We start from the raw sequence: 17,847 nt of genomic DNA on the forward strand, positions 1-17,847 counted from the left end.
TTGCGCTCTACACTCGGGGGATTCATTGATACACGGAGGTTTTTCCATGCGGCGCGTGGTGTTCAATCAAAAAGGCGGCGTGGGCAAGTCCAGCATCGCCTGCAACCTGGCGGCGGTCAGCGCCAGCGAAGGTTATCGAACCCTGTTGGTGGACCTCGATGCACAGGCCAACTCAACCCAGTACCTCACCGGGCTGACGGGCGACGACATCCCCATGGGAATCGCGGATTTTTTCAAGCAGACGTTGTCTTCCGGGCCGTTTTCGAAGAAGAACAAGGTGGATATCTACGAAACGCCGTTCGACAACCTGCACGTGATCACCGCCACCGCCGAGCTGGCCGACCTGCAGCCCAAGCTTGAGGCCAAGCACAAGATCAACAAGCTGCGAAAGCTACTGGATGAACTGAGCGAAGATTACGACCGAATCTACCTGGATACGCCTCCAGCGCTGAATTTTTACGCAGTTTCGGCGCTGATTGCGGCTGATCGCGTACTGATCCCCTTTGATTGCGACAGTTTCTCGCGCCAGGCCCTGTATGGCCTGCTGGCCGAGATCGAAGAATTGAAGGACGACCATAACGAAGGCCTGGAAGTGGAAGGCATCGTGGTCAACCAATTCCAGGCACGGGCGAGCTTGCCGCAACAGATTCTCGATGAGTTGATTGCCGAAGGGTTGCCGGTACTGCCGGTGTACCTGGCCAGCTCCGTGCGTATGCGCGAGTCGCACCAGGAGAGCAAGCCGCTGATCCACCTGGACCCACGGCATAAGCTGACGCAGCAGTTCGTAGACCTGCACAACCTGCTGGAAAACGCCTGACCCAACAGGCAACACCGAACACGGTGGGAGCCGGGCTTGCCGGTTACGGCCTGACAGCCCACGCTGATCGAGATGAGGCACCGCGATCCAAATGTGGGAGCTGGCTTGCCTGCGAAGATATCGACTCGGTGTGCCTGAATCACCGAGTTGACTGCATCGCAGGCAAGCCAGCTCCCACATTGACCGAGTTGATTGAGGGGGATGTTTACACCCCCTGGCTGCTCAACCAACTCATCAACTGCGGCAACGGGAATGCCCCGCTCTGGCGCGCCACTTCGCGGCCGTTCTTGAACAGAATCAAACTGGGAATCGAGCGAATCCCCAATTGCGCCGACAGCTGCTGGTTAGCCTCGCTGTCCAGCTTCGCCAGCCGGCACTTGCCTTCCAACTGCCCGGCGGCCTGTTCGAATACCGGCGCAAACGACTTGCACGGCCCGCACCAGTCGGCCCACACATCGACCAGGAGCGGCAGGTCGCCCTTGATCTGGTTGGCATAGTCACCCTGTTTCAAATCAAAGGGTTTGTTCAGCAACACCGACTGCTTGCAGCGCCCGCACTTGGGCGCATCACCCAGGCGTTCGCCGGGGATGCGGTTGAGGCCGTTGCAATGAGGGCAGGGGATGACAAGAGGTTCGGACATCGGAGGCTCCTGGGGTTTGGCCAGTTGGGTATTTGGTGTCGAGACAGAGGTTTATCAAGGATATAGATACTTATTCGCTCACATTTTCGTCCTCGCCAGCGTGAACGGTGTGGCTAGGCTTTTTGTTGTGCACCACCGGTCTGTTTGCAGCTATAGCAAATTGCGATAGTTCGAATTCAGGTTTAACCTTCATAGCAAGATGCGATAAGGACGTTGCATGCGAGTCATCAGTGAAAGCAGGATCTGGGAAGCAAAAGGAAAATGGCCGCGCTCTGCAACAGCTCTGGATCAGTGGTATCGCGTGATCAAGCGCAACGCCCCCAAGGACTTTGCCGCAATGAAAGCCATGTTTCCCGACACCGACAAGGTAGGTGAATTTCATCTATTTGATATTGGCGGTAACAAGCTGAGGTTGATTGCGTCGGTGCAGTATCGAATGCAGCGCGTTTACATCAAACACCTGCTTGACCACCGTGATTATGAGAAAAACAAATGGAAGGAAAAAATCAGATGAGCGCACTTATGCGAGTGGCGGCAGAGCACTGGCAGTTCGTTTCGCCTGTGCTGCGCAAGCCGGAAAACGAGGCAGACTACGACGCATTGGTATGCGGTTTGGATGAGCTATTGAGTCTGGTGGGTGAAGACGAGGACAGCCCGCTGATGAGCCTGGTCGACATTCTGAGCGACTGGATCGAAGCTTATGATCGTGAGCATCGCCCAATGCCCGTAGCCAGCGGGGTCGATGTGCTGCGCTACATGATGCGCGAGCACAATCTTACCCAGAGTGACCTTCCTGGCGTTGGGGCGCAATCGGTTGTCTCGGAGATACTGAGCGGAAAACGCCAGCTCAACGTGCGCCAGATTCGTTGGCTGGCCGAGCGTTTCGGGGTGTCGGTGGAGACCTTTATCTAAGGGGTCACGACGAACAACTAATCTCCAAATGCTTACCCCAATCCGGGGGCCGTTGCGCGTACTGCTCCATGCCCGCTTGTTCCTCAAACGGCCTGGTCAGCACGTCATGCAGCCGCCGCACTTCGCTGTAGTCGCCTGATTCGGCGGCGGTGATGGCGTTTTGGGCCAGGTAGTTACGCAGGATATATAGCGGGTTGACCGCGTGCATGCGCTCACGGCGCTGTTCCTGGGTGTAATCCCCATCCCGTGCAACACGGGCCTTGTACCGCTCGGCCCAGGCATCAAACCCGGCCATGTCGACAAAGTCATCACGCAACCGCGCCACGGCTAACGTCGCCGATTCGTCGCCCAGGCGGCGGAAGAACAGCGTGTAGTCCACACCGCTGTTCTGCATCAGCTTGAGCAAACCCTTCACCAGCGTCTGGTCGTCTTCTTCGGCGGTGGTCAGCCCCAGCCGGCGGCGCATCAGGTCCAGGTAGTGCGCTTGATACAGCGGCAGGTACAGGCCGAGGGCTTCTTTCAGTGCGTCAACGCTGATGAACGGTGTAAGCGCCTGGGCCAAGGCGCTGAGGTTCCACTGCCCGATCGGCACCTGGTTGCTGAAGGAGTAGCGCCCTTCATGGTCGGAATGATTGCAGATGAAGTGCGCGTCAAAATCATCGAGAAACGCGAAGGGCCCGAAGTCGAAGGTAATGCCCAGGATCGACATGTTGTCGGTGTTCATCACGCCGTGGCAAAAACCATAAGCCTGCCATTTGGCGATCATTTCGGCGTTGCGCTCGACGATCTCGCGGAACATCGCCAGGTAAGGCTCGGGTTGCTCGCGGCATTCGGGGTAGTGCAGGTTCAGCACGTGCTCGGCGAGTTCGGCCTGCTGCTCAGGCTTCTTGGTGTAGTAGAAATATTCGAAGTGTCCGAAGCGAATATGGCTGTGGGCCAGGCGTAAAACCATCGCCCCGCGTTCCTGTTTCTCCCGCCATACCGGCGTGCTGGAACCGATCACGCACAGGGCGCGGCTGGTGGGGATGCCTAGCGCATGCAGGGCCTCGGAGGCGAGGAATTCACGAATCGAAGAGCGCAACACGGCACGCCCGTCGCCCATGCGCGAGTAAGGCGTCATCCCGGCGCCCTTGAGGTGTAAATCCCAATGCTCGCCGGCCTCGTTATAGACCTCGCCCAGCAATAACCCGCGGCCATCGCCCAACTGCGGGGTGTAGCCGCCGAATTGATGCCCGGAATACACCATCGCCCGTGGTTCTGCCTCGGCCCACAGCTTGTGGCCGCCGAACAGCTCGGCAAATACCGGGGTTTCGGCCACGGCCGGGTCGAGGTCAAGCAGGGCCATGGCGGCCTTGCTCGCGACGACCAGGCGCGGCTCATCGAGGGGCTCTGGCAGTACGTGGGTCGAAAATGCGTCGCCCAGGCGTGCGAAGCGGTTGTCGAAGGTCAGTTCGTCGAGGGCTTTCACCGGCCATCTCCAGCAGAATGTCCGAGCATTCTGCTGGGGATAGGGCGTTTAGTCGAGTTTGCTGGGTGGCGGCTCCGGCGCATCCACGACTTTGCCTGCAGGAGGCTCGGGGGCGTCGGGCTTGTCGAGCGGCTCGGCAATGGTCTTGCGCTCGTCTTCGGCCGGCACCAATTTGTATTCCTGGCCGTGAAGATTCTTCAGGTAGATTTCCATCTGCCGGAACGAGATGTTGATGTGCTGTTTCTTGAACTCACGATTGATGTAGCGGTTGACCTCGTCCAACACCGGGTTGCGATCGCCCAGGTCGCGAACATGCATGCGCAGTTCGTGGTCGAGGGTGCTTTCGCCGAAGTTGAGGAAATACACGTGGGGTTCCGGCTCTTTGAGTACCCGTGGGTTTTCTCGCGCCGCCTTGAGTAGCAATTCCTTCACCAGGTCCAGGTCGGAGCCATAGTCCACGCCCAGTTTCAGGGTGACACGGGTGATGGTGTCGGTCAGCGACCAGTTGATCAGTTGCCCGGTGATGAAGGTCTTGTTGGGGACGATGATGTCCTTGTTGTCGAAGTCGGTGATGGTGGTGGCACGAATGCGGATCTTGCTTACCGTACCCGACAGGTTGCCGATGGTAATGGTGTCGCCGATGCGCACCGGGCGTTCGAACAAAATCATGATGCCGGAGATGAAGTTGGCGAAGATCTCCTGCATGCCGAAACCCAGGCCCACCGACAGCGCGGCCACCAGCCATTGCAGCTTGTCCCAGCTCACACCGAGGGTGGAAAGGGTGGTGACAAAGCCCACGCCGGCAATGATGTAGGACAGCAAGGTGGTGGTGGCGTAGGCGCTGCCTTGGGCCAGGTCGAGCTTGGACAGCACCAGGACTTCGAGCAGGCCGGGCAGGTTGCGCGCCAGGGCGAAGGTGATACCGATGATGATCGACGCGCCCAGCAGGTCGCCGATGCTGATGGGCACCATGCTGATATTTGCACCTGTGCCGCTGGTGTATTCGTACAGGGTGACGTTGTCCAGGTAGGAAAATACCGAGATCAGGTCCGACCACACCCAGTACAGCGCCGCGATAAAGCCGCCGAGCAGGGCCAGGCGGATCAGGCGCATGGACTGTTCGTTGACCTGCTCGATGTCCAGGGTCGGCTCTTCGATCACCGCTTCGCCGTCACCGGCCTCCTTGGCTGCCTGGCGTTTGGCCAGGGCCCGGGCGTAGGCCAGGCGCCGTGCGGCAACACCCAGGCCGCGCACGAAGGTGGCTTCGATCACCAGCCAGAACATCAGCAGGTACAGGGTATTGATCAGCCGGTCGCTGAGTTTCAGTGCGGTGTAGTAATAGCCAAAGCACACGGCAATAAACAGTGCGATGGGCAGGGCGGTGAACACCACGCCGATAGCTTTGCGAAACAACGAGGCCTTTTCGTGGGTCGGGCTGTTCAGCAGCAGGCGGCCCAGCAGCCAGGCCATCAGCCCGTAGCAGGTCAGTACCACGGCGATACCCAGCACGTCGTCAGCCAGCGCGGCCGGTTGATGTTCGGCAATCGCGACCACGGCCACCAGCGCCAGTACCACCAGCCCGAGCTTGCGTATCCAGCCTTGCAGGAATTCGACCTGCGGCCTCTCCCAGCGAAAGTGCAGCTCCGCCACGCCGCCCGGCGCGAGGATGCGGTAGGCGGTGTAGAACACCAGCCAGGCTTGGGCGATCTGCAGCAAGGCCGCGCCCAGGTTGGCGTTTTGCCCGCGGGCGTCGATCTGCAACGCGTAGCCGCACAGCGCCAGGCCCAAGGCCACGGGCATTGCCAGGAGGATGTTGATCAGGATGGCCTGCGGCGTATGCCACTGGCTGTCGCGCTTGAAGTGGCCGATGTCCTGGTGAACCTTTTTCAGGCGCACATACAGCGCATTGCGTCGCCACAACAGCGCGCCGATCAGCAACAGCAACGGCAGGAACAGCAGTGGGCGTTGGGTCAGGCCGTCATACAGCTCACTGACGCTGGACGCCCAAGGCAGGGTGGTGACCTGTTTGCTCAGATGCGCCGGTACGGTTTCCAGCCATTCAGTGTCCAGCGGCTTGTTGCTGGGGATCCAGAACATTTGCTCGTCGAGCGTGGCCCGCAGGGTGCTGGCGGTGCTGAGCAGTTGTTTCTGGTTCAGTTGCAGGGTGATGGATTCGTTGAGCAGTGCACTCAGCTCGCGGCTCAGACGCTCCAACAGGTCGCTGCGGGTGATCGCCACTTCCAGCAAGGTGCGGCGCAGTTGCGGGGTGACCTCATCCGGTGGCTGGTTCGCCAGCAGGTTGTCCACATAGGCGCTTGGGGAACTGATCAGCTCACGCTGTTGGTTGACCTCGAACTGATACAGGCGAATGTTGGCGATGTCGTCGGCCAGGTCTTTGTCCACGGTGAGACGCGGCAGGGCCTGCTTTTGTTTATAGAGAATCTTGGACAGCAGCAGGCTGCCCTTGAGCACGTTGATCTGCTCGTCCAGGGCCGAATCGCTTTGGGTCACGGTGTCCAGTTGCTGCTTGGTCTGCAGGTTTTTCTGGGTCAGGTCGTTGAGGCGGTCGGTGCTTTTGAGCAGGTAGTCGGACAGCTTCAGGTTGTCTGCGCTTTCCTTGGCAAGGATGCTACTGCCGCCGGCTTTCTGCGCTTCGATGGACTGTTGGGTCACTGTCTGCTGGGACTGGGCCAGGCGTTTCTGGTTGATCAGGGTTTGCAGGTCCTGGATTTCTTGCTCCAGGCGTGCGGTTTTTTCCTGAATCAGGTCGTGCTGGCTGTTGCCCAGGTCTTGCAGCTGGCTGTTGCCGGCCAATTCCTGGCGGCGCAGGGGAATCAAGGCATTCAGGGCCGCCAGTTCGGCGTTGAGCTGGTTGCGCTGGTCGCCGCTGAGAGGTTTGCCATTGTCTTTGCCAAGCTTGAGCGTCGCGTTGATTTGCTGGATGCGCGTCTGACTGCTGCTGATCTCGGTCTGGGCGCGCTCAGGGCGGGTCTGGGCGGCGATGGTCAGGCTGTTGGCGTCGGCCAGTTCTTTTTGCAGGTCGCCTTGCTGGGTGCTGCGTTGCACCAATAACTGCTCAAGCTGCGGCACCGGCAGGCTGGCGTAGCGTTGGGCCACCGGAATGATTTTGGTGGCCTTGAGGCGCGCCAGCTCACGCTGGTTCTCATTGGTCTGGCGCGGGGCCTCTTCCAGCTGGCGCTTGAGGTCGGCCAGGCGCTGCTCGTAGTCCTGCTGATTGCCCAGGTAGGTCAGGGTCTGTTGCAGGGTCGCCTGCAGCGCCTTCATGTCGGCGTCAGGCAGCTTGCGGTCGGGCAGTTTATCCAGGCTTTGCTGGACGGCTTCGGCGCTGGGCGGGTCGGCGGCGTATACGCTGCCAACACAAAGGGTCAGGCCCAGCAGGGCAGTGGCGAGAAAAGTACGCAGGGTTGGCATAGAGACCGGTCTTGCAAAGTGAAGAATCGGGGCGTCGTTGTCCCGCAGTTTAGAGGAAGAGTCCGGGGCCCGGGCGACTTCCTTCGGGGAATCTGACGCCGACTTTGCCAATCTTGTTCCCGTCCATGACGGCGACGGTCCAGATGGTGTTGTTCCACTCCACCTGGTCGCCGACTACCGGTGCACCGCCAACCTTCTGGGTAATGAAGCGGCTCAACGGCATGTCCGGGTCGATACCTTCAAGCTTGAGCCCGTACAAGGCGGAAACCGCGCCCAGCTGGGCGTCGCCTTCGAGTACGAAGTCGCCGAAGAAGCGCAAATCGAGGCCCCGTTGCGGCGCCTGGCTGAACAATTTGCCCAGGGCCGGCAGGTTGTGTTCGTGGCCGATCACACAGAGCAAATCGCCGACTTCCAGCACCGTACTACCCGACGGATGGAGCAGTTGCTGGCCACGAAACAGCGCGGCGATGCGCGTGCCTTCGGGCATTTTCAGCTCGCGCAGGGCCGCGCCGATGCACCATTTTTCGGCGCCCAGGCGGTAGACGAACAACTCCCACTCGCTGGTAACGTGCACTTCCAGGGCCGCGCGGGAGATCGGCGCCGGGTCTGGCGGTACGGTGACTTTGAGCAACTTGGCCACCCACGGCAGGCTGGTGCCCTGCACCAACAGCGAGACCAGCACGATAAAGAATGCCAGGTTGAAGTACAGCTGCGCATGGGGCAGGCCGGCCATCAGCGGGAACACCGCGAGGATGATCGGTACCGCGCCGCGCAGGCCCACCCAGGCTATAAAGGCTTTTTCGCGCCCGTGGAACGCCTTGAATGGCAGCAGGCCAACCATCACCGACAGCGGCCGGGCAAACAGGATCATCCACAGCGCCAGGCCCAGGGCGGGCAGGGCGATGGGCAGCAAATCGTGAGGCGTGACCAGCAGGCCCAGCACCAAGAACATCCCGATCTGCGCCAGCCAGGCCATGCCGTCGAGCATATGCAAAATGCCATGCCGGCTGCGCACCGGGCGGTTGCCGATGACCAACCCGCACAGGTACACGGCGAGGAAGCCGCTGCCGTGCAGGGCGTTGGTCAGGGCGAATACGAATAGGCCACCGGCGATCACAAGGATCGGGTACAGGCCGTTGGCCAGGTTGATGCGGTTGACCAGTTGCAACATCAGCCAGCCGCCGCCCAGGCCTACCAGGCCACCGATGCCGAATTCGCGGATCAGGTGCGTGAGCAGGCTCCAGTGCAGGCCGGTCTGGCCGCTGGCGAGCATGTCGATCAGGGTGACGGTGAGGAACACCGCCATCGGGTCGTTGCTGCCGGATTCGATTTCCAGGCTGGCGCTGACCCGCTCGTTGAGGCCCTTGCCGCCCAGCAGCGAGAATACCGCCGCGGCGTCCGTGGAGCCGACGATGGCGCCGATCAGCAAGCCTTGGATGATGTTGAGGTCGAACAGCCAGGCCGCCGCCATGCCCGTGAGGCCTGTGGTAATCAACACCCCCACCGTGGCCAGGGACAAGGCCGGCCACAGCGCCACGCGGAAACTCGCCACCCGGGTGCGCAAACCGCCGTCGAGCAGGATCACGGCGAGGGCGAGGTTACCCACCAGATAGGCGGTGGGGTAGTTATCGAAAATGATGCCACCGCCATCGACCCCGGCGGTCATGCCCACGGCCAGGATAATCACCAGGATAGGGATACCCAGGCGTGACGAAAGCGAACTCACCAGAATGCTCGCAGTCACCAGCAACGCGCCGATCAAGAACAGGCTGTTGATGGTCGTCGCATTCAAAGGCAGTACTCCAGGGCAGGGGGAAGACAGGACGCAAACTGACCATGCAGTCTGCGTGCCAGGGATTCTAACCTGTTGAATTGCTGCGCTGTCAAAAAGCTTTTGTGGCTGCACATCGCTCAAATGTAGGAGCTGGCTTGCCTGCGATTGCGGTGTGCCAGGCGCTATGGGCGTTAGCTGACAGATTGCTATCGCAGGCAAGCCAGCTCCCACAAGGTATGCGGTGTGAGCAAAGGCTTATTTCAGAGGCGGAACCTTCCGACCATCCCATTCAGATCCACCGCCAAGCGCGACAACTCACCGCTCGCCGCGCTGGTCTGGCTGGCGCCTGTTGCCGATTGCACCGACAGGTCACGGATATTCACCAGGTTGCGGTCCACTTCCCGCGCCACCTGGGCCTGTTCTTCCGCCGCACTGGCGATCACCAGGTTGCGCTCGTTGATTTCCACAATCGCCGTGTTGATGGTGTCCAGCGACAGGCCCGCGCCTCGGGCGATGTTGAGTGTCGATTCGGCGCGCTCGGTGCTGTTGCGCATCGAATCTACCGCGTGTTCAGTGCCTGTCTGGATGCTGCCGATCATGCGCTCGATTTCGCTGGTGGACTGCTGGGTGCGATGGGCCAACGCCCGCACTTCATCGGCCACCACGGCGAAACCACGCCCGGCTTCCCCGGCTCGCGCTGCTTCGATCGCGGCGTTCAGGGCCAGCAGGTTGGTCTGGTCAGCCAGGCCACGGATCACGTCCAGCACTTTACCGATATCCCTCGATTCATTGGCCAGGTCGCCAATCAGGGAAGCGGTGGCCTGCACGTCGGTACTCATGCGTTCGATAGCGCTAACGGTTTCCTGCACCAGGTCGCGACCGTCACCGGCGGAGGTGGTGGCATTGCGCGAGGCTTCGGAGGTGCTCACCGCGTTGCGTGCGACTTCTTCCACCGCGCTGGTCATCTCGTTGACGGCAGTGGCGGCCTGTTCGATTTCGTTGTTCTGCTGGGTCAGGCCACGGGCGCTTTCGTCGGTGACCGCATTCAGCTCTTCAGCGGCAGACGCCAGCTGGGTAGCGGAGCCGGCGATACGTTGCAGGGTGTCGCGCAGTTTGTGTTGCATCTTGGCCATGGCCGCGAGCAGGCGCCCGGCTTCGTCGTTGCCGTCCACACTGATCGGGCGCGTCAGGTTGCCTTCGGCCACTTCTTCGGCGGCTTCTAGCGCCTGGGCGATGGGCAGGGTGATGCTGCGGGTCAGCAACCAGGCAAACAGCAAGGTCAGCGCCGTGGCAATCACCAGCAGGCCTACCACCAGGTCAAAGGCCATGTCGTATTGGTCTTTGGCGCGCTGGTTGGTGGCGTTGGCGTCGTCGTTATTGATATCCAGCAAGCGGGTCAAGACCGCATTGACCTGCTCGGAGTTGTCCAGCAACTCGGTGTTGAGCAGGCTGCGCAGCTCGTTGACCTGATTGGCGCGAGACAGGCTCTTCATGCGCTCTTCAATCTGGCGGTACTGGCCCAGCAAGCGGACGTACTCGCTGTAGACGTTGCGCTCTTCGGTGCTGGTGATCAGTTTTTCGTAGATGTCCTGGGCTGTGCGAATCTGCTGATTGCGCAGTTCAAAGGCTTCCAGGGTCTTTTGCTGTACATCCGGCTCGCGGTTGGTCAGCAAGCGGTACGACAGCACGCGCAGGCGCAGGGTCAGTTGGGTGAATTCATCCAGGGCGCGAATGCTGGGCACGCTGGCCGAGGTGATGTCTTCGGTGGCTGCACGAATTTTGCTCATCTGGTTCAGGGCGAACACACCGAGCAACAACATCAAGGCGCCAATAAACGCGAAGCCGAGAAAGGCCCTCGGGGCGATATTCATATTACGAAGAGACATGCTGGAGTCCTGGGGGAGGCGCTATCCATGCGGCCATGAGACGAGGTGTGCCCGCCTTATCGGCCATGCGACTAAAGTCTTAAGGGGGCGCGCGCTTTTGTCGCATCGGACCAGGGGTTGGGTGAGTTCAGGAACCAGATCGGGTAAATGCAGTCACTAAGGCTCGAAAGTGCGGCCCGGCCTTGCATCATCGGGCTGCGCGGCCAGGGATAACCCTGGCATCCGAGGTGAATTTTCTTTATCGTCACCGCCCTTTTTAAAAGCCCGAGAAATCAAAATGTTAGAAGCATCCCTCAGCCAATTGGAACAACTGGTCAGCGACCTCGTACAGCAGAATCAAGAATTGCTGGGCAGCAACGAATCCCTCAAGGCCGAGCTGGCCCGCGCCAAGGACGAAAACGACAGCCTGCAACTGAACCTGATGGAACAGGAAGAAAAGCACGGCGCCACCGCCGCCCGCATCCAGGCGCTGGTTGAGCGTGTAAGTGCAGGGCCTGTCAGCGCATGAGTGAGGGCATAAAGGTCGTTTCGATTCTCGGAGAGGATTACTCGATCAAGGCACCGGCCGGCGAAGATCAGACCCTGATGCATGCCGTGACCATGCTCAAGGCCTCCCTGGCGGTTACCAAGAAAAAGTACCCGACCCTGATCGGTGACAAGCTATTGGTACTGGCCGCGCTGAACCTGTGCGCCGAGCAGATTGAAATGCAACAGGCGCACCAGCAGGAACTCGACCGTTACCAAGAGCAAGTCAGCGCCACGGTCGATGTGATTTCCAAGGTGATCGGTCAGCCTTAGAACCACTCGTCTTGCATGCCCAGGCACGTATCGTCGCGTGCTTCCAGAATCGCCAGTTCATGATGGCAGCTCGGTATTTCCCAGGTCAGGAAGTACCGGGCGGCCTGGAGCTTGCCCTTATAAAAGGCCGCGTCAGCCGCGTCACCCTTGGCCAGCCCTTCTTCGGCGCGGATCGCCTGTTCCAGCCAGCGCCAGCCAATCACCGTGTGCCCGAACACTTTCAAGTACAGCGCCGAGTTCGCCAGGCTGCTGTTGACCTTGCCTTGGGCGAGATCGGTCAGCAGGCCAATCGTGACGCTTTGCAGCCGGTTTACCAGTTGCTCCAGAGGCTCTCGCAGTGCCGTGAGTGAAGGGTGCTTTTGCGCCCGGGCTCCGGTTTCAGCGATCAGGCGAATCAATTGCTTCAAGCCGGCACCACCATTCTGCGCCAATTTGCGCCCGAGCAGGTCCAGGGACTGGATGCCGTGGGTGCCTTCATGGATGGGGTTCAGGCGGTTGTCGCGGTAGTACTGCTCCACCGGGTATTCGCGGGTGTAGCCGTGGCCGCCGAGAATCTGGATCGCCAGCTCGTTGGCCTTGAGGCAGAACTCCGACGGCCAGGATTTGACGATGGGCGTGAGCAGGTCGAGCAATTCGTGGGCTTGCTTGCGTTCGGTGTCGGTTTGCAGGGTGGTGGTGTCGTCGAATAGCCGCGCCGCGTAGAGGCCGAGGTCAAAGGCGCCTTCCACATAGGCTTTCTGGGTCAGCAGCATGCGCTTGATGTCGGCATGCTGGATGATCGCCACCGGTGCGGTGCTCGGATCTTTGCTATCAGGCAGGCGCCCCTGGGGCCGTTCGCGGGCGTAGTCCAGCGAGTAAAGGTAGCCGGCGTAACCGAGCATTACCGCGCCCATGCCTACGCCGATGCGTGCCTCGTTCATCATCTGGAACATGCAGCTCAGCCCCTGGTGCGGCTTGCCCACCAGGTAGCCGACACAGTTGCCGTTATCGCCAAAGTTAAGCGCCGTGGACGTGGTGCCGCGCCAGCCCATCTTGTGGAACAGCCCCGCCAGCAGCACATCGTTGCGAGCGCCCAGGCTGCCGTCATCGTTGACCAGGAACTTGGGCACGATAAACAGCGAAATGCCCTTCACGCCTGCGGGAGCGTCCGGCAATTTGGCCAGCACCATGTGCACGATGTTTTCCGACAGCGAATGGTCGCCACCGGAGATAAAGATCTTGTTGCCCTTGAGCCGATAACTGCCGTCAGCCGCGGGTTCTGCACGGGTCCGAATGTCCGACAGGGAGGAACCTGCATGGGGCTCGGTCAGGGCCATGGTGCCGAAGAAGCGCCCGTCGATCATTGGCTGCAGGAAGCGTTGTTTCTGCTCCTCGGTGCCGAAGCTCTCAATGAGGTTGGCGGCGCCCATGGTCAGGAACGGGTAGGACGTCGAGGCGGCGTTGGCCGATTGGAAGTGCGCGAAACAAGCCTGGGACAACAGGGTCGGCAGTTGCATGCCGCCTGCTTCAAAGCTACGTGCTGCGTTGAGGAAGCCGGCTTCAAGGAAGGCGTCCACGGCGGGTTTGACCTCCGGGATCAGGATCGCCTGGCCGTTTTCATAGCGCGGTTCGTTTTCGTCGTTCTTGCGGTTGTGAGGGGCGAAGTACTTTTCTGCGATGTTGCGCGCCGTGCTGATCGCGGCATCGAAGGTTTCGCGGTTGTGTTCGGCAAACCGCTCGCGCTGGGTCAGGCCCTCGGCATCGAGGACTTCGTACAGCTCGAAAGCCAGATTGCGGGAACTGAGCAGCGTCTCGGACATGGCGGCGTACCTTTGAAGGAATTGGCCTGAGTCTAAGTCCGCGAATGGAGGGTGGATAGCAAGATTGATTTAAGTGATAGAAGGGCAGAACGCTGGCGAGGCATCGAGATCGTTCCCACGCTCTGCGTGGGAACGCCTCTTTTGACGCTCCGCGTCACGCTTCTGGACGCAGAGCGTCCTTGAGCTGCATTCCCACGCGGAGCGTGGGAACGATCAGCCGCGATCAGCCGCGTTGTATCAGTTAGCCGATGGTCATCAGGCTGGCGTTACCACCCGCTGCAGCAGTGTTAACGCTCAACGCACGCTCGATCACCAGACGCTCCAGCGCAATCGCCGTTTCGCCTTGCGACATGCCATGCACCCCGACAATTGCCCCACCGCGCTGCGCCACTTGCTGGCACACCGCACGCAGTTGGTCGGAATCACCGTGATGCAGCACAGCGTCAAACACCACGTCGTCCTTGGACCAGTCGGCCACGCGCTTGATCTTCGCCTGAATCTCTTTAGGCAGGCGTGGGAACAAGGCCTTGGTCAGCTCGGTTTCCGGCCATACCGCCGAACCACCGACGGCCAATACCGCCGCCAGTTGGGTCAGCAGGTCGCCTTCCACTTCGGCCAGGCACAGCACGTGCTCGCGCGGCAGGATGGCGTAGCTGTTGCGCTCGCCAGTCGGGCCGGCCAGTTGGCGGGTGATACCGCTCTGCGATTGGGCGGCGAACTGCGTGCACAACGCGCTCAGTTCGCTGAACTTATTGCCGTCGGCCCAGGTTTTCAGGGCGGTCAGCGATTGGCTCATGGCATCACGCAGGCGCACATCCGGCGCGGCCAGCTTGTCGCCCCGTACGAAGGATTGCTCGATCGCATCGGTAGGACGAGTCGACAGCAAGCGGTACAGGTACAGCGGGCCACCGGCTTTCGGGCCAGTGCCGGACAGGCCTTCGCCGCCGAACGGCTGCACGCCGACCACGGCGCCAACAATGTTGCGGTTGACGTAGACGTTACCGGCATTGACGTTGTCGATCACCTTGGCGATGGTCTCGTCGATGCGGGTGTGCACGCCCAGGGTCAGGCCGTAGCCGGAAGCGTTGATCTGGCCGATGAGCTGGTCGATCTCTTTGCGCTTGTAGCGCACTACGTGCAATACCGGGCCGAAGATCTCGCGTTGCAGTTCGTCGAAGCTTTCCAGCTCGATCAGGGTCGGCATCACGAAGGTGCCGCGCTTGATCTCTTCACCGTCGGCAATCGCCACCTGGTAAACGTTGCGGCCTTTGTCGCGCATGGCCTGGATGTGTTTCTCGATACCGGCCTTGGCTTCGGCGTCGATCACCGGGCCGATGTCGACCGACAGGCGTTCCGGGTTACCCAGGCGGCATTCAGCCATGGCGCCCTTGAGCATTTCGACCACACGGTCTGCCGAATCTTCCTGCAGGCACAGTACGCGCAGGGCCGAACAACGTTGACCGGCGCTGTCGAAGGCCGACGATACGACGTCGATCACCACTTGTTCGGTCAGCGCCGAGGAATCGACGATCATCGCGTTCTGGCCACCGGTTTCGGCGATCAGCGGAATCGGGCGACCCTGGGCATCCAGGCGACCGGCGACATTGCGTTGCAGCAGGCGCGCCACTTCGGTGGAACCGGTGAACATCACGCCTTTGACGCGATCATCACCCACCAGACGGGCACCGACGCTTTCGCCCTGGCCTGGCAGCAATTGCAGCACACCTTCCGGAATGCCGGCTTCAAGCAGGATGCGTACGGCCTGGGCAGCCACCAGCGGCGTCTGCTCGGCAGGCTTGGCCAGCACCGGGTTACCGGCAGCCAGCGCTGCAGCTACCTGGCCGCTGAAGATGGCGAGCGGGAAGTTCCACGGGCTGATGCACACCACTGGGCCCAATGGGCGGTGGGCGTCATTGGTGAAGTCGTTGCGCGCCTGCACTGCGTAGTAGCGCAGGAAGTCCACGGCTTCACGCACTTCCGCGATGGCGTTGGCGAAGGTCTTGCCGGCTTCACGGGCCAGCAGGCCCATCAGCGGCTGGATCTCGCCTTCCATCAGGTCGGCGGCGCGTTCCAGGATGGCAGCGCGTTCGGCGGGCGGGGTGGCCTGCCAGATCGGTGCGGCGCTGATGGCGCACTGGATGGCGTTGTCGACGTCTTCGACGGTGGCTTCCTGTACCTGGCCGACCACATCACGCAGGTCGGACGGGTTCAGCACCGGTTGAGCCGTTTCATTGCTGGCGGCGCAACCGAGCATCGGTGCGGCCTTCCAGTTGTTGTGAGCGGTGGCCAGCAGGGCGCAGGACAGCGAGGCCAGACGATGTTCGTTGGCCAGGTCGATACCGGCCGAGTTGGCGCGGTCGCTGCCGTACAGGTCACGCGGCAAAGGGATGCGCGGGTGTGGCAGGCCGAAACCGCCTTCCTGGGTTGCCATTTGCTCGATGCTGGCCACCGGGTCGGCTACCAATTCCTGGATCGAGATGGACTGGTCAGCGATACGGTTGACGAACGAGGTGTTGGCACCGTTTTCCAGCAGGCGGCGTACCAGATAGGCCAGCAGTGTTTCGTGGGTACCAACCGGTGCGTATACACGGCACGGACGGTTCAGCTTGCCTTCGGAAACCTTGCCTACAACCTGTTCGTACAGCGGTTCACCCATGCCGTGCAGGCACTGGAACTCGTACTGGCCGGGGTAATAGTTCTGACCGGCGATGTGGTAGATAGCCGACAGGGTGTGGGCGTTGTGCGTGGCGAACTGCGGGTAGATGACTTCCGGCACCGACAGCAGTTTGCGTGCGCAGGCAATGTAGGAAACGTCGGTGTATACCTTGCGGGTGTAGACCGGGTAGCCTTCCAGGCCTTCGACCTGGGCGCGCTTGATTTCGCTGTCCCAGTACGCGCCTTTTACCAGGCGGATCATCAGGCGATGGCGGCTGCGGCGGGCCAGGTCGATGACGTAGTCGATCACATACGGGCAACGCTTCTGGTACGCCTGGATCACAAAGCCGATGCCGTTCCAGCCAGTCAATTGCGGCTCGAAGCACAGGCGCTCGAGCAGGTCCAGGGACAGCTCCAGGCGGTCGGCTTCTTCGGCGTCGATGTTCAAGCCGATGTCGTACTGCTTGGCCAGCAAAGTCAGCGACAGCAGGCGCGGGTACAGCTCATCCATCACACGCTCGTACTGCGCACGGCTGTAGCGCGGGTGCAGGGCGGAGAGTTTGATGGAGATGCCCGGGCCTTCATAGATCCCACGGCCATGGGAGGCTTTGCCGATGGAATGAATGGCTTGTTCGTACGAGGCCAGGTACTTCTGGGCGTCGTGTTCGGTGAGTGCGGCTTCACCGAGCATGTCGTAGGAATAGCGGAAGCCCTTGGCTTCGAATTTGCTCGCATTGGCCAAGGCTTCGGCGATGGTTTCGCCGGTGACGAACTGCTCGCCCATCAGGCGCATGGCCATGTCGACGCCCTTGCGGATCATCGGCTCGCCGCTCTTGCCGATGATGCGGCTCAGGGACGAGGTCAGCCCTGCTTCGTTGTGGGTGGACACCAGCTTGCCAGTCAGCAGCAGGCCCCAGGTAGCGGCGTTGACGAACAGCGATGGGCTGTTGCCCAAATGCGGCTGCCAGTTGCCGGTGCTGATCTTGTCGCGGATCAGTGCATCGCGGGTGCCTTTGTCCGGGATGCGCAGCAGCGCTTCGGCCAGGCACATCAGCGCCACGCCTTCCTGGGACGACAGGGAGAATTCTTGCAGCAGGCCCTGAACAATACCGGCACGGCCGCCGGCACTCTTCTGATTGCGCAGTTTTTCGGCAATGCTCGCGGCCAGCTTGTTGGTGGCTTCGGCCATCGGTGCCGGCAGGCGCGCCTGTTCGATCAGCATCGGTACCACTTCCGGCTCGGGGCGGCGGTAAGCGGCGGTGATTGCGGCACGCAATACCGATTGCGGCAGGATGCTCTCGGCGAACTCAAGGAAGCACTGGTGGGCGTGGTCGGCCTGGACCTCGCCGGCATCATCGGCCTCCTTGGTGCTCAAGCCATTGAGCTCGGACAGGGTTGCACCACCCTCGAGTTTCTCCAGGTAATTGAAAATCGCCTGCTTGATCAGCCAGTGCGGCGTGCGATCAATGGAGGTCGCGGCGGCCTTCAGGCGTTCGCGGGTCGGGTCGTCGAGTTTGACCCCAAGGGTGGTCGTTGCCATTTTTTTATCCTCATGGGTGCCACTACCGAGTGGCATCTGCTGGCGGCAAGATTAGCTTTGCCCATCCTGAGGTGCAACCGGGTGCAACCCTTTTGTTGGTTAAATATTCGACGCTTGATCGGAAAA

At 61.0% G+C, this 17,847-nt stretch carries 12 protein-coding genes and 1 pseudogene; 5 read left to right on the forward strand and 8 right to left on the reverse strand.

What is annotated here, in order from left to right:
- The first annotated feature begins 46 nt into the window (after positions 1 to 46).
- Entirely contained in the window at positions 47 to 817 is a 771-nt protein-coding gene (locus tag ACP7CZ_RS09180; protein ID WP_014716606.1) for a ParA family protein, read from the forward strand.
- A 205-nt stretch (positions 818 to 1,022) separates the two neighbouring features.
- On the opposite strand, the gene trxC is transcribed toward ACP7CZ_RS09180, so the two are convergent.
- The gene (trxC, locus tag ACP7CZ_RS09185) at positions 1,023 to 1,457 is read right to left on the reverse strand and encodes a thioredoxin TrxC (protein ID WP_034125600.1); all 435 of its coding nucleotides are present in this window, start codon (positions 1,455 to 1,457) and stop codon (positions 1,023 to 1,025) included.
- A gap of 217 nt (positions 1,458 to 1,674) precedes the next feature.
- On the opposite strand from trxC, the gene ACP7CZ_RS09190 reads away from it, so the two are divergent.
- Positions 1,675 to 1,971 carry a type II toxin-antitoxin system HigB family toxin gene (locus ACP7CZ_RS09190; RefSeq protein ID WP_426174119.1) on the forward strand — a complete coding sequence of 99 codons (297 nt, stop codon included), beginning with the start codon at positions 1,675 to 1,677 and terminating at the stop codon, positions 1,969 to 1,971.
- Positions 1,968 to 2,369: a helix-turn-helix domain-containing protein gene (locus ACP7CZ_RS09195; protein WP_034125602.1), complete on the forward strand. Its 402-nt coding sequence runs from the start codon at positions 1,968 to 1,970 to the stop codon at positions 2,367 to 2,369. Before ACP7CZ_RS09190 ends, ACP7CZ_RS09195 begins: the two co-directional genes overlap by 4 nt.
- Before the next feature lie 4 nt (positions 2,370 to 2,373).
- Here ACP7CZ_RS09195 and selO read toward each other — a convergent pair whose 3' ends face one another.
- The 5 genes and pseudogenes from selO to ACP7CZ_RS09220 all read right to left on the reverse strand — a co-directional run.
- The gene (selO, locus tag ACP7CZ_RS09200) at positions 2,374 to 3,837 is read right to left on the reverse strand and encodes a protein adenylyltransferase SelO (RefSeq protein WP_294148364.1); all 1,464 of its coding nucleotides are present in this window, start codon (positions 3,835 to 3,837) and stop codon (positions 2,374 to 2,376) included.
- 48 nt (positions 3,838 to 3,885) lie between these two features.
- Positions 3,886 to 7,269 (reverse strand): mechanosensitive channel MscK, encoded by a 3,384-nt coding sequence (mscK, locus tag ACP7CZ_RS09205; protein WP_054896228.1) that lies wholly within the window; start codon positions 7,267 to 7,269, stop codon positions 3,886 to 3,888.
- A gap of 49 nt (positions 7,270 to 7,318) precedes the next feature.
- The gene (locus tag ACP7CZ_RS09210) at positions 7,319 to 9,061 is read right to left on the reverse strand and encodes a potassium/proton antiporter (RefSeq protein ID WP_057975415.1); all 1,743 of its coding nucleotides are present in this window, start codon (positions 9,059 to 9,061) and stop codon (positions 7,319 to 7,321) included.
- Positions 9,062 to 9,303: 242 nt separating this feature from the next.
- Entirely contained in the window at positions 9,304 to 10,176 is an 873-nt protein-coding gene (locus ACP7CZ_RS09215; RefSeq protein WP_370694794.1) for a methyl-accepting chemotaxis protein, read from the reverse strand.
- 30 nt (positions 10,177 to 10,206) lie between these two features.
- Positions 10,207 to 10,929 (reverse strand): annotated as a pseudogene (locus tag ACP7CZ_RS09220) (MCP four helix bundle domain-containing protein); the annotation flags it as partial.
- Positions 10,930 to 11,206: 277 nt separating this feature from the next.
- On the opposite strand from ACP7CZ_RS09220, the gene ACP7CZ_RS09225 reads away from it, so the two are divergent.
- The gene (locus tag ACP7CZ_RS09225) at positions 11,207 to 11,437 is read left to right on the forward strand and encodes a hypothetical protein (protein ID WP_003187970.1); all 231 of its coding nucleotides are present in this window, start codon (positions 11,207 to 11,209) and stop codon (positions 11,435 to 11,437) included.
- Positions 11,434 to 11,727: a cell division protein ZapA gene (locus tag ACP7CZ_RS09230; protein WP_003187971.1), complete on the forward strand. Its 294-nt coding sequence runs from the start codon at positions 11,434 to 11,436 to the stop codon at positions 11,725 to 11,727. The genes ACP7CZ_RS09225 and ACP7CZ_RS09230 overlap by 4 nt, the downstream gene beginning before the upstream one ends.
- Here the strand turns inward: ACP7CZ_RS09230 and ACP7CZ_RS09235 are convergent.
- Together ACP7CZ_RS09235 and putA are read right to left on the reverse strand one after the other, a co-directional pair.
- Positions 11,724 to 13,526, reverse strand: a complete 1,803-nt coding sequence (locus tag ACP7CZ_RS09235; protein ID WP_198790491.1) for an acyl-CoA dehydrogenase — start codon at positions 13,524 to 13,526, stop codon at positions 11,724 to 11,726. The two genes, ACP7CZ_RS09230 and ACP7CZ_RS09235, sit on opposite strands and share 4 nt — an antisense overlap.
- Positions 13,527 to 13,767: 241 nt before the next feature.
- Positions 13,768 to 17,721, reverse strand: a complete 3,954-nt coding sequence (gene putA / locus ACP7CZ_RS09240; RefSeq protein ID WP_280089421.1) for a trifunctional transcriptional regulator/proline dehydrogenase/L-glutamate gamma-semialdehyde dehydrogenase — start codon at positions 17,719 to 17,721, stop codon at positions 13,768 to 13,770.
- Positions 17,722 to 17,847: the final 126 nt, after the last annotated feature.

Origin of the sequence: Pseudomonas sp. DWP2-2 (assembly GCF_049897065.1) — a bacterium.
GTDB classification, from domain to species: Bacteria; Pseudomonadota; Gammaproteobacteria; order Pseudomonadales; family Pseudomonadaceae; genus Aquipseudomonas; species Aquipseudomonas paracarnis.

Coding starts and splice junctions, on each gene's coding strand:
- ACP7CZ_RS09180 (WP_014716606.1), top strand. CDS start 47: ATGCGGCGCGTGGTGTTCAATCAAAAAGGCGGCGTGGGCAAGTCCAGC.
- trxC (WP_034125600.1), bottom strand. CDS start 1,457: ATGTCCGAACCTCTTGTCATCCCCTGCCCTCATTGCAACGGCCTCAAC.
- ACP7CZ_RS09190 (WP_426174119.1), top strand. CDS start 1,675: ATGCGAGTCATCAGTGAAAGCAGGATCTGGGAAGCAAAAGGAAAATGG.
- ACP7CZ_RS09195 (WP_034125602.1), top strand. CDS start 1,968: ATGAGCGCACTTATGCGAGTGGCGGCAGAGCACTGGCAGTTCGTTTCG.
- mscK (WP_054896228.1), bottom strand. CDS start 7,269: ATGCCAACCCTGCGTACTTTTCTCGCCACTGCCCTGCTGGGCCTGACC.
- ACP7CZ_RS09215 (WP_370694794.1), bottom strand. CDS start 10,176: ATGGCCAAGATGCAACACAAACTGCGCGACACCCTGCAACGTATCGCC.
- ACP7CZ_RS09225 (WP_003187970.1), top strand. CDS start 11,207: ATGTTAGAAGCATCCCTCAGCCAATTGGAACAACTGGTCAGCGACCTC.
- ACP7CZ_RS09230 (WP_003187971.1), top strand. CDS start 11,434: ATGAGTGAGGGCATAAAGGTCGTTTCGATTCTCGGAGAGGATTACTCG.
- ACP7CZ_RS09235 (WP_198790491.1), bottom strand. CDS start 13,526: ATGTCCGAGACGCTGCTCAGTTCCCGCAATCTGGCTTTCGAGCTGTAC.
- putA (WP_280089421.1), bottom strand. CDS start 17,721: ATGGCAACGACCACCCTTGGGGTCAAACTCGACGACCCGACCCGCGAA.